Source organism: Bradyrhizobium sp. CCBAU 53338 (genome assembly GCF_015291665.1).
In the GTDB taxonomy this organism is placed as follows: domain Bacteria; phylum Pseudomonadota; class Alphaproteobacteria; order Rhizobiales; family Xanthobacteraceae; genus Bradyrhizobium.
Map to the genome: position 1 here is coordinate 1,935,324 of NZ_CP030048.1, position 13,443 is coordinate 1,948,766.

The window sequence follows — 13,443 nt, forward strand, 5'->3', positions numbered from 1 at the left end:
GAGCGGCAGCCGCCGTCCCAGATATCCCCAGCACTTTGGGCTGCCCTCGCACGCGCTGCTTAATTCCTCGGTTCGCGTTCATTCGTAGGTTGGCCAGCACCCGTCCTCTTCGTGACGGCCGGTCCTCTGCCTGCAGGTGTTATCGAGCAGGCGCTGCCCGACCGCCTCCCAAAAGGTTTCGGACCCGTAGAGGCGGACCGCGTCGGCCTTTTGGATCTCGAGAATCCGCTCGCAGCGGCGGCAGGCGACCCGCAACACGTGCCGCGGGATGTCGCAGAGCCGCTGCTTTTGGACCGGGTAGGCGGGAGGTCTGGCGTCGGCGGCAGCATCGTCCAGGACGGCCTGCCAGTATTCCGGAGGCAGATCGTCTGGCGGGCCCACCGCGGGCGGTACCGGCGCGTTTCTGCCGACCGCAGAGGCGGCAAGCCTTTCCATTTGCTTTCGGGTCGGCATGCGCCAGCTCGCGGGGCGATCGGACATGCCGCATTAGAACATATCATGAACAAAAGAGTCGAGTCCGCCGAAGGTTCAAAACTCGAAAAATCATCCGGTGCGCGACAATCGATTGTCGGAACCAAGCCTTCTCGTTCGTCTTGAATCCAGCCACAGCCCTTGGAGTAACCGTGTAAATGGCCCCTCGAGCCAACTGGAAAGGCTTTCTCCGGCTGTCGCTCGTGACCTGCCCGGTGGCGCTCTATCCGGCGACGTCCGAGTCCGAGAAAATCAGCTTCAATCAGCTCAACCGCCAGACGGGGCATCGCATCAAGTACCTGAAGGTGGATGCCGATACCGGCGATGAGGTGCCCACCGAGGACATCGTCAAGGGCTATAAGGTCGACACGGACACGTTCATCGAGGTCACCAAGGAGGAACTCGAGAACGTCGCGCTGGAGAGCACGCGTACCATCGAGATCGACGAGTTCGTCGACCGGCAGGAGATCGATCCACGCTACCTGATCCGGCCGTACTACCTGCGTCCGGACGGAAAAGTCGGGCATGACGCCTTCGCCGTAATTCGCGAGACCATCCGGGAGATGGATAAGGTCGCGATTGGGCGGGTCGTGCTCACCAACCGCGAGCACATCATCGCGCTCGAGCCGATGGAAAAGGGCCTCGTCGGTACGTTGTTGCGCTATCCCTACGAGGTCCGGGACCCGCAGGAATACCTTGACGAGATTCAAGAAGTGAAGGTCACGAAGGATATGCTGGACTTGGCCAAGCACATCGTGAACCAGAAGTCCGGTCGCTTCGAACCCGAGAGATTCGAAGACCAGTACGAGACCGCTTTGATCGACCTAATCAATCAGAAGCGCTCCGGCAAGCCGATCGTGCCGAAGGAGCGGCCGGCCGCGAGCAACGTCGTCGATCTGATGGAGGCGCTGCGCCGGAGCGTCGGCGATGCCTCCACCGAGACCAAACCTTCGAAGTCGGCCAAGAAGAGAAGGAGGGCGGCCGAAGGGCAGAAGGAGATGCTGATGCCGATCGCCGGTAAGAAACCGGCCAAACAGGCGGCGCCGAAGAAGTCGGCCCCCAGGTCGCAACGAAGGTCCGCCTGACGATTGTGAGGAGAACCGCATGGATATGAGAGAAGCCTCCGCAATGACGGAAGCCTCCGGGCTGATGGGTGAACCGGGTGGCGCTGAGCAGCCTGGCCTGCTTCCACGCTCGCCGTCGCAAGACGTCGCCATGATGTGGGCCGATCGGCTGCGCGAGGTCGCAGTGAAGTCTCCGTTGCAGTCCCTCTTCGTCGCATTCCTGCTCGGTATCTGGGTCGCGCGCAGGCGCTAGATCCGTCCAGCACGCTTCATGGCTAGGAAGCTCAAAACGTCCCAGACCTCGCTTGGGTTCTACGATTTGGCGGTCGCTGCACCATCGATGGAGGCAGCGCTCGAGGCTTGGGGGCGGGCAGCAATCTTTTTAGCAGGACTTCGCCAAGGAGACGGACGAGAGCCGCTTCAACCCGCCGGCAGTTGTCGCATGCACATTGACAAAGATCAGATATCCTTTCTCAGCCCCTTGAAGAACGCGTGCCTGACCTTGCCTTCTGCCGACTTCGTCCGGTACTCGATTTCGGCGAGAAGCTTGGGCTCGACCCAAATGCCCTTGTGCGAGATGCGCTTTGCATAGGGCTGCGTTCTTCGGATAAGAGGCTTCAAGCGCTTCTGCAGATCGGCGGCCGATACTTTGTCGAAGCCATGGTCCACCTTGCCTGCATAGATGAGGTCGTCGCCCTTGCGGCGACCGAGATAGATGCCGTCCCATTTGCCTTCGTCGAGAGCGAATCCTGCGATCGTCAGGGTCTCCCGCTGCGCGCAGGTTTTCTTGACCCAGTTGTTTCCGCGGCCACCGGCATAAACACTTTCCTTGACTTTCGAGACGACGCCTTCGAGTCCGATCTTGCAGGCGTGCGCAAACATCGCGCGACCCTCGATCTCAAAACTTTCGCTGAATTGTATTTCCGTACCGGAAACGATCTTCTTGAGTTCGGCCTTGCGTCGCAGCAACGGCAGCTTCCTCAAGTCTCGGCCGTTCAGGTACAGCAGGTCGAACGCAACTAGGACGATCTTGGTCGAGCTGCCCTTGAGCTCCTTGATGAGCTCGGCGAAGTCGCTAGTACCGTTGACCGCGGGCACCACGATCTCGCCATCGATGATGGCGGAGCCTGCCTTCACATGCCAGGCGTCGGCAGCGACCTTTTTGAAGCGATGCGTCCAGTCGTGTCCTCGGCGGGTGAAGATCTTGACGCCGTCATTCGCGAGATGGACTTGGACGCGATAACCATCGAACTTGATTTCATGAATCCATCTGGCTCCCGACGGGACCTTATCGGCAAAGGTCGCAAGTGCCGGTTCGACGAAGCCGGGGAAGGGAGTTTTGACGCCAATCGGCTCCGGTTTTTTGCGCTGAAACGCCACGCAAAGACTCCATACATCAACCGATTCAAACTGGGGCCGTCGGATTCGTTCCGGAACCCGGGAATCCTTGAAGCGTTGCACTTCCGCCATTTGCACGCAGGAGAAATGCCATGGCGGCAGCGAAGAAGAAAACGGCACGTGGACGCACGCAGGATCGGGCGCGGGTCGCGCGAGGTCAGGACTACGAAGTGCGCTACGAGGCAAAGAAGACGGGACGATCGGCTTCCGCGGTGAAGAAGACTGTCAAAAAGGTCGGCAACAGCCGCAAGAAGGTCGAGAAGAAGCTCGGGCGTGGAAAGCGCGCTTGAGGGCGGCTCAGATCGGCAGATCGAGTTGAGGCTCGGTTCGGTCTTCGGCCTGCAGGGACGACAGCGACACCCCCAGCAGCCGGACGGCCTTCGGCAGCGGCATCTCGGCCTGCAGCAGAGCGACTGCCAGGCCTTCCAGGTCGGCTCGGCTGGCCACCTGGACCGAGACGGAACGGGCGCGCGTGATGATCTCGAAATCGAAGAACTTCACCTTCAACGTTACCGTCCGGCCTCGGTTACCCGTTGCCTCGCAGTGGCGCCAGACCTTGTCGACGAGCGGCTGAAGCTCCGCCACCAAAGCGTCGAACTCGGCAAGATCGCTTGAGAAAGTATTCTCCGCGCCCACGGACTTCCGGATCCGGTTGGCCCGTACCGGGCGGTGATCCACGCCGCGCGAAATCCAGTAGTAGTAGGCGCCCGACTTGCCGAAGTGGTGCTGCAGGAATGCGAGGTCCTGGTTTCGAATGTCGAGCCCGGTGAAGATCCCCAATGCGTTGAACTTCGCGCTCGTCGCCGGACCGATGCCATGGAATTTGCCGACCGGCAGAGTTTCGACGAATGCGGCACCGGTTTCCGGAGAGATGACGAACTGGCCGTTGGGCTTTCTGTGGTCGGATGCGAGCTTCGCAAGAAACTTGTTATAGCTGATGCCGGCCGAAGCATTGAGGCCGGTCTCCGCTTTGATCTTTTCGCGTATTCGCAGCGCGACGTCGCGGGCGAGGGCGATGCCTTGCAGGTTCTCGGTGACGTCGAGGTAGGCCTCGTCCAGCGAAAGCGGCTCGATGATAGGCGTGTGCTCCGCGAAGATATCTCGTATCTGCCGGCTGATCGCCTTGTAGACCTCGAAGCGCGATTTCACGAAGATCAGGTCCGGGCACTGCCGCTTAGCGGTGACGGACGGCATTGCCGAGCGCACGCCGAATTTTCGAGCCTCGTAACTCGCCGCTACGACGACGCCGCGTTGCGCGGACCCGCCGACCGCCACGGGCTTGCCGCGGAGCTCCGGATTGTCGCGCTGCTCGACCGACGCATAGAAGGCATCCATGTCGATATGGATGATCTTGCGCGTGGTCGTCTCAACGGCAGCCTGCTCCTGATCCGATGCGTTCATAGTGCGATGTTAAACGAGGCCGCGTCACAAGTCCGCATGGCGGCGTCGGTCGCTGAAGGAACTCTAGCAGTTAGGCAGCCTCTGCGTTCGGCGCGACCTCTTCGTCGCGTTTCCGGTTGATGAGGTTGAGCAGGTGAACGGAAGCTCGTGCGTCGCAGAGCGCCCGATGATGATTGTCGAGCTCTATCCCGTAGATCTCGCAGAGTTTTCCGAGGCCGTAGGACTTATGTCCCGGGTAGCGCCGCCGCATACCGGCGCACGTACAGAGTTTCGGAAATCGGAAGCGACGTTCCAGCCGTTCATACTCGTAGGCGATGAAACCGTAGTCGAAATTCACATTGTGAGCGACGAAGATGCCATCGCCCATGAAATGCAGAAAGCTATCGGCCACTTCCGCGAACACCGGGGCATCGCGAACCATCTCGTGCGTGATGCCCGTGAGTTGAACGATCTTCCCCGGGATCGGCCGCTGCGGATTTATCAGACTGTGCCATTCGTCCACGACCTGATGATTGCGGACTTTGACGGCGCCGATCTCGGTGATGCGGTCGCCGTTCGACCAGGCGCCGGTGGTCTCGATGTCGACCACGACGTAATCCTGCTCGGGATCGAAGCGATAATCGACGCGCCCGATCTCGGCGAGGAGCCCTGCGGCGCCGAGCTGGTGGAGGCGGGTCAGCTGATTGCGCCGGATGACATCGCCTTCCGCCTTGATCTCCATGAAGGAGACTTTGCCGTCGCGCACCACCATCAGGTCGGGGAAACCATCCCGCATGCCGCCGAAATCCTCGCACATCGTGCGGACGATCTGCGCGACGCCGATCTGATCGGCCCCCTCAAGTAGTGCTCGCAAGGCCTCGACTTGCACATGATCCCAGGCGAATATCCCGTTGGGCCGCCCCCAGTGCTGCGCGACGGTGCGCAGCAGCGTCGGGAGAGCGCGTCCGGATCCGATGGCTTCGAGCTTCTCCTCGATCGATGGCGCGAAAAGCCGGCAGAAGCTGCGGTCCCTCAGGCACTGCGGCAACCAATCGAAGCCGCTGGGAAGCTGCGAGCGCTCGAAGAGCTCGTCCCAGAACAAGAGGCCGAACAGCGTGTGCCACAGCACGTTCTCCGTATGGAAGACTGTGGCGCCTTCCCGCCGCAATACGCCGGCCACGCCCGCTTCGGGATTGCCGCGATGAGTGTCGTCGACCGTGATGACGCGGCCGGACCGAAGCAGTTCGGTGTAGAGCCCGGTGCGTCGCCCCCCGAATTTTCGCGCGTAGAAATCGGTCGCGAAGAGATGCTCCCCGTCGCTTGCGGGGTCGTCTATCATCCGCTGCAGTAACTCCTCGGCTTCGACGCGGTCGCCTTCATTGTAGAGCAGGCGAGCCAAGCGCTCGTTGCAGTCGGGCGAGGAGCCCGCGCGGTAAAGCTGCCGGGCGAGACCGCCCTCACCGGCCCGTTCGAAGAACAGGCCGGTCTGATGCGCGGCGCGGCTGCGGAGATCGGCGGCGTAATCCGTCCCGCAGATAGGGCCTGCAAGAATGTCGATGGCTGCCTGCCGGTAGACGGCGTCCGATTTGACCTCGAGACGATCGAGGATCTGGCTGTGGTGAAAACACGACAGCGCCTCGTCGCCGTCTGTGAACCGTGCGCTGAACGACGTTTCCCGGTTGGTCCGAAGAATACCGAGGTCGCGAAGGGCGAAGTTCTTCAGATCTACCTCGGTCTTGCCGAAATAGAGATAGAGCAGGAACTCGATCGGCCGCGTGCCGTCGAGGGCGATGAACTTGTGGGCGCCGCAGTGCTGAGCGGCCACCGAGAAAGGGATCTGCTCGAGATAATAGTCGACGAACTTGGACTTCGCCCACGACTTTCGGACGTCGCCCCGCCCTGCCGCCTGCGCTCCCGTCACCAAAACGTCCTTGGGAAGGCGGGCGACGAAGGCCGCGTAGTCGGCTTCGCCGAGAGATCGAGTGTGCCCGACGGACATCAATTCGGTGGCCGCTCGTTCGATGTCCGTTATCTCGGGATAATTGAATAGCGACCGGTTGAAGATCGCGCCACGCCGGTTGACCATCCGGATCAACAGGCAGCGAGCGTCTCTCGACATGCGGTCGAAGCAGGCGAGGAACGCGTGATGATCCGCGGTAAGGATCGAGGCGTAAGTCTTCCGGACGAATTCCAGCATCTCGGCGAAATGGTCGAGATAATAAAATGTCTGCAATGTCGGAAGCTTGGCCACGCGGACCTTGTTCGGGGGATTCGGTCGTTCTATCTTTGTTCCGATCCAATGCAGAAAGTCAATAGTCTGTCTGCGCCAAGATGAGCGCGGCTAGACGCAGCCAGGCGGGCAGTCGGGACAGGTGTCGCCGATCGCGTCCAGTACGTCCTGGATCTCGCCGACGGCTTGGTTCGGAGACAGTCCAGAGGGCGGATCCCGTCGTGCGATATCCAGGGCACGGTCTCGGGCGTGCGGATCGGCCCGGTCCTGCATCCAGCCGTGTTCCTCGCACTCGCGAATGGCTCCGGCGCCCAACAGCACCGAAATTGCCCAGCCGCGCAGCGTCCGGATCGCCAGCCGTCTTTCCTTTGTCATCAGCATGAGATCGCTCCTGCCCGGACGAATCCTTCCGCCCGTCGCTCGCTCCGGGCGATTAACACAGAGCAGCGATTCCGAATTGCCGAGGCTGCGGCTTGTCCACCTGTTCCGGCGGGCTACCATCCAGCGGAATCTTCCTTGCGCCGCCGCGGAGGACATTCTGGAGTCCTTAAGGCGATAATCGCGTCTGCCTCCTGCCCCCGCAATTCGCGCGTCGGGCGCGGGATCGGAGGCGGCAGGAGCAAATAGGCGCTCCTCGGGCGGCCAGAGGGGGCAGAGAGCCCGGCGCCCTCGGTGTGCCGGATGCCTAGGAGGTTCCCGAGCTTGCCGGCCAAGAGCGGCTGGGCCCTTATTCGAATGGGATGCGGCGGAGACGGCCGCCGCAAGGTGCATGGGGGCGGGCAATGTGGCTGAGCAAAGCAGACGTCAGGGCAAATCTTGTTGCGGATATGACGAGGCGGTTTCCCGGGCGAAACGGAAACTTTCCCAACAAACTGAAGATCTCGGCCCTCGGATTTCCCAACGCGGAGTCGCTGCGCGAGTGGGGCAAGGCGCTCAACCGCGCCAAATGGTTCACCGGCTGGTTTACGCCCTCCGAGTTTCTGGCATGCGTCACTATTGGACCTGTGCCGAACTCCGACGATCCGAATCTGATCGATCTGATGTTCAACACGCAAACGCGGCCTCCCGAGCGAGCGGCTTCGCGCACGTCGATGCTCCGCCTCTTCGCTGGCGCTGCGGACGTGGCGAAGAAAAAGCCGGCCGCGACGCCGGGCAACGCCGCGAAAGCCAAGAAGGCGGCAAAGAAGGTTGCGAAGCCGAGGGGGTGAGGGTTATGTCGAATAGCGGCACTTGGAGATGGACCATTTGCCTGTCCCTCCCGATCTTGGCGGCGGTGTCCTCGACTTCCAGAGCGGATTGTCTCGACGAATTCGTTGCCAAGAACGGATCGTCGGGGTCGATCGCAATCCTGATGCAGGACCCGGCCTTCCAGAAGTGCCGAGGCAATCCCAATCCCGGCGCCCGCAAGGCGAAAACAGAAAAGGCCGCGGCGATCGCGCCCGCCGTCCTTGCCGCTCCGGCGGCGCCGATGGCCGTTGAGCGACCCGTGCCGCCGCCAACCCCGCCCGAGTACATCACGACGATCTATCCGATGCTGCGGAGCAGCTTCTCCGACGTTTGGCTGTTCGACAAGCGAAAGGGTGTTTCGGATATCGCCGACGCCGAAGGCGCGCAATTTTCCTATGCCGACGACCGCATCGCCCAGAACAAGACGTGGACCGCGCATGCAATGGGTGCGGTCGTCTTTCAGTACCTGCACGATCGTTACCCGAAAGACGACAGCTTCAATTTCATCGGCTTGAGCGTCGCGCCTTTCGTGCAGGTCGACAGGATCAGCAACAGCAGTCCCAAGGCGGCCGTCAACAACGTGGACGAGATCTCCTTCGGAGGTTCGGCGGAGATAGGCTTCGACGTCGGGCCGGGTGCGAACTACTTCCGGCTCAGAGGGGCGGGAGTCGAAGATCGCGTCGCGGGCTCGTCGAGTGGGTCGAGTGTATTCGAATGGATTCCGATCATCGATGGCGTGCTCAATTCGCCGTTCAACATCGGCACGCTGCCGATCACGTTCATCTTCGCACCGGAGTTGAAGATCAGATACGACAACGTGCTGACAGACGATCTCACGGGCCGAAAGCAATACCTGACGCGCGGAGGCGCCCAGGTCTTTCTGAAGTACACGGGCATTGCGGGCGTGCTTCCCGATGCCATCAAAAACATCGGGTTTCTCTCGACCCTCCACGGTCAGACCACGGCAAGCTGGCTGACCTCCTCTTTTGACGGTCGCAGCTACGGCTATTTCAACACGTCGTTGACCGTCAACCTCGACGAACAAGGCTATATCGGCCTCAGTACGAGCTATACGAAAGGGCGCTCGGAAGAGACTGGACGGAAACAGGATATTTGGAAGGTCAGTCTCACCGGTAAGCTGTAAAAGGCGCTGCACGTATTTTTCATCCCTCGAAGGGCACAAATAGCTATCTTCCAAGGATCGGCGGAGATTGCGCTGCATGGACGCGATACTAGGATCGAACGACGAAGCCGCTGCGGCACTTCCTCGCTCGATCGTTTTACCCGAAATCGAGTTCGTCAGAAAATTTCGTTTGGGGCGGCAAGTCTGTCTGCTGCGCGAAAGCCAGTCGGTCGATGTTGTCCGGATCACCTCTGAGCTTGCCTATGGCCGGACGCGCTTTCCCGTCTGGCATCTTGGAACGGGGGACCGCATCACGGTGGTCGACCGCAAGCTTCGCTCCATTCCGGCGGGCATCACCGGCGTCCTGGAGCGGACCGACGAGGGGCACCAATGGCAATGGCACTCACTGGTCGATGACTTCGAAGCCCGTGTCAAAGCCGATGCTGGCGCGGTTGCTGCCGAAATCGAGGCGGCATGGAAAGACAAGTTTCGCTTCCGCATGGAGGAAGCCGATTCATCAGGAGAAGTTGCTCCGGGCAACGAAGGACTGAGGCCGCCCCAGATCGGTGCGCTGCACGCGATCGGCGCCCATTGGAGCATCTTCCCCAACGAAGTCGCCACGGTGGTCATGCCGACGGGGACCGGCAAGACTGAGACGATGCTGGGCACCGTCGTGAACTATCGCCGAGGTCCAACCCTAGTCGTCGTGCCGTCCCGGGCGCTTCGCAACCAGACGTTCGGAAAGTTCAGGAAGCTGGGATTGTTGCGCGATCTCGGCCTCGTCGATAGGGCAATCCCGAACCCGATCGTGGGCGTCATCACCAAGGAACCGAACTGCGAAGAAGATTTCGAGATGCTTCGCGGCTGCAACGTCGTGATCGCGGTCATGGCATCGCTTGGCGCCCCGGGCGTGGCCCCGTTCCGTCCTGGCATCGCAGCTATTTTCGCGTCTCTGTTCGTGGACGAGGCCCACCACATTCCCTCGGATACCTGGAGCGAATTCCGATCTCATTTCACGGCACATCGGATCGTGCAGTTTACGGCCACTCCGTTCCGGCTGGATCGGAAGCTCGTCGATGGCCGTGTGATCTTCAACTACTCGCTGGCTGCGGCGCAGCGCGACCGATACTTCAAAAAAATCACATTTCTTCCGGTCTTCGAGCTCGACCAGGCGGATGCTGACGAGGCGATAGCGCGAGAGGCTGTCCGCGTTCTACGGACGGATTTGCGGGCAGGCCTGCGTCATTTGCTGATGGCCAGGTGCCGGCTCATCGACCGAGGCGCAAAGATCAAGGCGATTTACGATCGCTTGGCACCGGAATTCGACGCTCTCGTCGTCCATTCGGACATGGAGGATTCGGTCATCGAAGCCGCTATCGCCCGTATGCGCGCCGGCGAAAGCAAAATCGTCATCTGCGTCAACATGCTGGGCGAAGGGTTCGACCTGCCCGAATTGAAGATCGCCGCTCTGCACGATCTGCACAAAAGTCTGCCGATCCTGCTCCAGTTCACCGGGCGGTTTACGCGCACGTCGGCAGTCGCCATCGGGGACGCGACTGTCGTGGCCAATATCGCTGACCCCAAGGTCTCGCAGAGATTGGAGAAGCTCTATACCGAGAACGCCGATTGGAACGTCCTGCTCAGCGAGCGAAGTTCGGAAGCGGCCAAAGAACACGCTGAGCTGGTGGAGTTTCTGAGAAACTCCGACACGCTCGTCGACGACTCCGGCGTCGACGAGATCAAGATCTCGAAAAATCTGCTGCGCCCCAAGTTCAGCACTATCGTCTTCAGGTGTACGAAGTTCACCCCGAAGAGCTTCCAAAAAGGGATTTCCAGCTCGGTCATCGTGCACAACGCGTGGCTCAACCCGAGCGCTAATCTGCTGTTCTTTGTGTCGCGTAGACAGGACGCCGTCCGATGGGCGAAAGGTCGGGTCGTTGAAGACCGAGAATGGCATCTTTTCGTGCTCTATCACGATGCCGAGGCTGGGCTCCTGCACATCAACTCGTCCGACAAGGCGTCAACGCACGACGAACTGGCCAAAGCGGTCGGCGCGGACAGTCGGATCCAGGGCGAGACCGTCTTCCGGTCGCTCGGAGGCATCAATCGGCTGATCTTCAGCAACATCGGCGTCCGGAAACATGGTCGCCGCAACATGAGCTTCGCCATGTACACGGGCGCCGACGTGAAAGAAGCGTTGACGGCGGTGGATACCAAGGATGCGACCAAATCCAACCTCGACGGTCGGGGATGGGAGTACGGCTCGGTCGTTCACCCTGGGTGCTCCGCCAAAGGCCGCGTCTGGTCGAAGGCGCAGGGGTCGATTCCGCACTTGGTGCGCTGGTGCAGACCGGTGGGGCGGAAGCTGATCGACGAGACCATCGATGCCTCGAAGATCATCGATAACGTGCTCATTCCCGTCGAGGTCAAGGACAAGTTCCCCGAAGAACAGGTGCTCTCCGTCGAGTGGCCGCCCGAGTTGCTCAAGACCTCGGACGAACGCATCTTCGTCGTGAAGGGCGACCAAGAGGTCGCTACGGCCTTCTGCGAGTGGTCATTTGACGAGGAGAATTCGACGGCGACCAAGCTGGCCTTCAGGCTGATTTCGTCATCCGGCGAGCTCGACGAGCAAGTGTCCCTGAAATTGGACGCCAGCAAGGGATACCGGTTCGAAGGAGCCCCTGGGGTTAGTTTCAAGTCGGGGCGGCTGACCATGGCGCTGACCGACTATCTCTACAATTACCCACTGCTCGTCCGGTATGTGAGCCTAAAAGAATTGGAGGGCGATCTCCTATACGAACAGAGCAACCCAGCGACGATAAAGCTGGACGACCGCAGCCTCGAGTCGTGGAAATGGCCCAAGGACAAGGTTGATATCACGGTGGAGTCGATCTGGAAAAAAGGCGTCGAGAGGCCGAAATCGGTCCAGGCGTATGTGGCGGCCCACTATCGGGATGAAGGCTTCGAGGTAGTCTTCAACGACGACGATGCGGGTGAGGCCGCCGACCTGGTCTGCCTCAAGGAGGAAGAGGAAAGCGTCAGAATCGTGCTGACCCACTGTAAATTCTCCGGTGGAGCAACAGAAGGCACCCGCGTCAAAGACGTCGTCGAAGTGACCTCCCAGGCCGTCAGGAGTGCGATCTGGCGCGGCAACTTCGACCGGCTGCACAGGCATCTGCTGGCCCGCCTGAAGCTCAAGGGATCCGGCGCGGGAAGCCGCTCGCGGTTCCTGACGGGCAGCCTGACGACCTTGGCTGCGATCGCCAAATCAACCCGCATCAAGCCGATCGACTTCGATATCGTCATCGTGCAGCCGGGCGTAAGCCGCTCGCGCATGTCCGAGGACCAGCGCCTGGTCTTGGGAGCCGGGCTGGTGTTTCTGAAACAGACAATCGGGGTCGACGCGCGAGTCATTTGTAGCGAATAGGCCGGGCGCAAGGTCACATTCAACGTTCGCCGGCTCAAACATATCTCCGTAGATCAATGATTAACTCACACGGTTAGCAGGCCTTCCTACGGCCAGACTTTGTTCACGATCTCCGCCAGGCGGGCACCGGCCTTGGCGAGCTGTTGTCTCTTAATGCCGTCCGCTTTTCGGAGATAGGCGGGGCGATCGGCGAACGAGATCGTCCACTTCCTGGGGCCTGTCTTCGCGAAAGACGTGTCCGCCATGGCTTCCTTTGCCACCAAGACGGTGTCGGTCGCCCAGATGGCGGACCAGTTTTCGATGCGATCGGTATCGGCCGGCACTTGCTTCGCGGCATCGACCAACGTTTGCGGTGCGGTATCGCCCAGGTCCGAGGGCGTATCGTCCCACTCGTGATGGAATGCCTGGCTTCCATCGTGAATCCAGTTGCCGCCGGCGGTTTCGGTGTTCGGATCGATAGTGTGAGTGACGTCCGGATCCACGAGGCTTCCGTCGGGACCCAGATAGGGCGCCGCGACATGCAGCGGCTGCGCCAAGTCGCCGACCAGATGGGCGAGCATGAACAGAGCTTCCTTTTTGTTCTTGATGTCGAACGGCGGCGGCGCCGGTCTGTCGAGCAGCACGGCAATCGCGGCATTGATCGCAGCGACCAGATCGTGGTCGTTCGTGCCGGCGTAATTCCGGTCGAAGCGATCTCGCTGCACGGCGACATCGTCGAAGTGGTAGGTGTTATGGCAGCCCAAATTCGCGGTGGCACTTGCTCCTTCCGGATAGACGCAGTCGATCCAGTTCCGGCCGGCGTAGTCGACCATCGCCGCGCGATCGTTCGCGAAGGGCGTGCAGGGCGGCTCGTATCGGGAGTCCACGATGTACGCCAGACTGCCGTCGGTCTGCCGGTGCACGCTCTTCACGCAGTCCAGCCAAGGTCCTGCTTCGCGCAGGTCGACACCCAGTAGCGTTCTGACGTGTTGTTTGGCACGCGGGTTGAGCAACTGATCGGCGATCGAGCCCACGAGTCTGTGCCCGTCGGGTCCCCACGCAAACGCCGATTGCGGCAGCAGCAAGCAAAGCACAAAGGCGAGCGTAGCGGCCCGTCTGGACATGATTCAATCTCCTGGATCAG

11 protein-coding genes and 1 pseudogene are annotated in these 13,443 nt (G+C 60.9%); 6 read left to right on the plus strand and 6 right to left on the minus strand.

Annotation, left to right across the window (positions count from 1 at the left end; all coding sequences use genetic code 11):
- Positions 1 to 78 precede the first annotated feature (78 nt).
- Positions 79 to 480 (minus strand): hypothetical protein, encoded by a 402-nt coding sequence (locus XH90_RS09165; RefSeq protein ID WP_194480599.1) that lies wholly within the window; start codon positions 478 to 480, stop codon positions 79 to 81.
- Positions 481 to 629: 149 nt separating this feature from the next.
- Here XH90_RS09165 and XH90_RS09170 point away from each other — a divergent pair, with 149 nt between their 5' ends.
- The 3 genes and pseudogenes from XH90_RS09170 to XH90_RS39775 form a co-directional block, all read left to right on the plus strand.
- Entirely contained in the window at positions 630 to 1,556 is a 927-nt protein-coding gene (locus XH90_RS09170) for a Ku protein (RefSeq protein ID WP_194480610.1), read from the plus strand.
- 19 nt (positions 1,557 to 1,575) lie between these two features.
- Positions 1,576 to 1,788 carry a hypothetical protein gene (locus XH90_RS09175; protein ID WP_194480612.1) on the plus strand — a complete coding sequence of 71 codons (213 nt, stop codon included), beginning with the start codon at positions 1,576 to 1,578 and terminating at the stop codon, positions 1,786 to 1,788.
- Between the two features lie 18 nt (positions 1,789 to 1,806).
- A pseudogene (locus XH90_RS39775) lies at positions 1,807 to 1,993 on the plus strand (cell envelope biogenesis protein TolA); the annotation flags it as partial.
- A gap of 1 nt (position 1,994) precedes the next feature.
- Here XH90_RS39775 and ligD read toward each other — a convergent pair.
- Positions 1,995 to 2,915, minus strand: coding sequence for a non-homologous end-joining DNA ligase (gene ligD / locus XH90_RS09180; protein WP_194480614.1), 921 nt, complete (start codon positions 2,913 to 2,915; stop codon positions 1,995 to 1,997).
- A gap of 110 nt (positions 2,916 to 3,025) precedes the next feature.
- Between ligD and XH90_RS09185 the strand changes: the two genes are divergently transcribed.
- Entirely contained in the window at positions 3,026 to 3,223 is a 198-nt protein-coding gene (locus tag XH90_RS09185) for a DUF3606 domain-containing protein (RefSeq protein WP_194480616.1), read from the plus strand.
- A gap of 7 nt (positions 3,224 to 3,230) precedes the next feature.
- On the opposite strand, the gene dinB is transcribed toward XH90_RS09185, so the two are convergent.
- The 3 genes from dinB to XH90_RS09200 all read right to left on the minus strand — a co-directional run bounded on the left by dinB (position 3,231) and on the right by XH90_RS09200 (position 6,924).
- Complete coding sequence (gene dinB, locus XH90_RS09190) at positions 3,231 to 4,334, minus strand: DNA polymerase IV (RefSeq protein WP_194480624.1); 1,104 nt, start codon at positions 4,332 to 4,334, stop codon at positions 3,231 to 3,233.
- 70 nt (positions 4,335 to 4,404) lie between these two features.
- Entirely contained in the window at positions 4,405 to 6,564 is a 2,160-nt protein-coding gene (locus XH90_RS09195) for an exonuclease domain-containing protein (protein ID WP_246755740.1), read from the minus strand.
- Positions 6,565 to 6,654: 90 nt separating this feature from the next.
- Positions 6,655 to 6,924 carry a hypothetical protein gene (locus XH90_RS09200; protein ID WP_194480627.1) on the minus strand — a complete coding sequence of 90 codons (270 nt, stop codon included), beginning with the start codon at positions 6,922 to 6,924 and terminating at the stop codon, positions 6,655 to 6,657.
- Positions 6,925 to 7,528: 604 nt separating this feature from the next.
- On the opposite strand from XH90_RS09200, the gene XH90_RS09205 reads away from it, so the two are divergent.
- Together XH90_RS09205 and XH90_RS09210 are read left to right on the plus strand one after the other, a co-directional pair.
- Complete coding sequence (locus XH90_RS09205; RefSeq protein WP_194480629.1) at positions 7,529 to 8,914, plus strand: hypothetical protein; 1,386 nt, start codon at positions 7,529 to 7,531, stop codon at positions 8,912 to 8,914.
- A 76-nt stretch (positions 8,915 to 8,990) separates the two neighbouring features.
- The gene (locus XH90_RS09210) at positions 8,991 to 12,320 is read left to right on the plus strand and encodes a DEAD/DEAH box helicase (protein WP_194480631.1); all 3,330 of its coding nucleotides are present in this window, start codon (positions 8,991 to 8,993) and stop codon (positions 12,318 to 12,320) included.
- An 86-nt stretch (positions 12,321 to 12,406) separates the two neighbouring features.
- Here XH90_RS09210 and XH90_RS09215 read toward each other — a convergent pair whose 3' ends face one another.
- The gene (locus tag XH90_RS09215) at positions 12,407 to 13,423 is read right to left on the minus strand and encodes a S1/P1 nuclease (RefSeq protein ID WP_194480633.1); all 1,017 of its coding nucleotides are present in this window, start codon (positions 13,421 to 13,423) and stop codon (positions 12,407 to 12,409) included.
- Between the last annotated feature and the right edge of the window lie 20 nt (positions 13,424 to 13,443).

Excerpts from the sequence above, each read along its gene's own strand:
- XH90_RS09165 (WP_194480599.1), bottom strand. The coding sequence starts at position 480 with ATGTCCGATCGCCCCGCGAGCTGGCGCATGCCGACCCGAAAGCAAATG.
- XH90_RS09170 (WP_194480610.1), top strand. The coding sequence starts at position 630 with ATGGCCCCTCGAGCCAACTGGAAAGGCTTTCTCCGGCTGTCGCTCGTG.
- XH90_RS09175 (WP_194480612.1), top strand. The coding sequence starts at position 1,576 with ATGGATATGAGAGAAGCCTCCGCAATGACGGAAGCCTCCGGGCTGATG.
- XH90_RS09185 (WP_194480616.1), top strand. The coding sequence starts at position 3,026 with ATGGCGGCAGCGAAGAAGAAAACGGCACGTGGACGCACGCAGGATCGG.
- dinB (WP_194480624.1), bottom strand. The coding sequence starts at position 4,334 with ATGAACGCATCGGATCAGGAGCAGGCTGCCGTTGAGACGACCACGCGC.
- XH90_RS09200 (WP_194480627.1), bottom strand. The coding sequence starts at position 6,924 with ATGCTGATGACAAAGGAAAGACGGCTGGCGATCCGGACGCTGCGCGGC.
- XH90_RS09205 (WP_194480629.1), top strand. The coding sequence starts at position 7,529 with ATGCGTCACTATTGGACCTGTGCCGAACTCCGACGATCCGAATCTGAT.
- XH90_RS09210 (WP_194480631.1), top strand. The coding sequence starts at position 8,991 with ATGGACGCGATACTAGGATCGAACGACGAAGCCGCTGCGGCACTTCCT.
- XH90_RS09215 (WP_194480633.1), bottom strand. The coding sequence starts at position 13,423 with ATGTCCAGACGGGCCGCTACGCTCGCCTTTGTGCTTTGCTTGCTGCTG.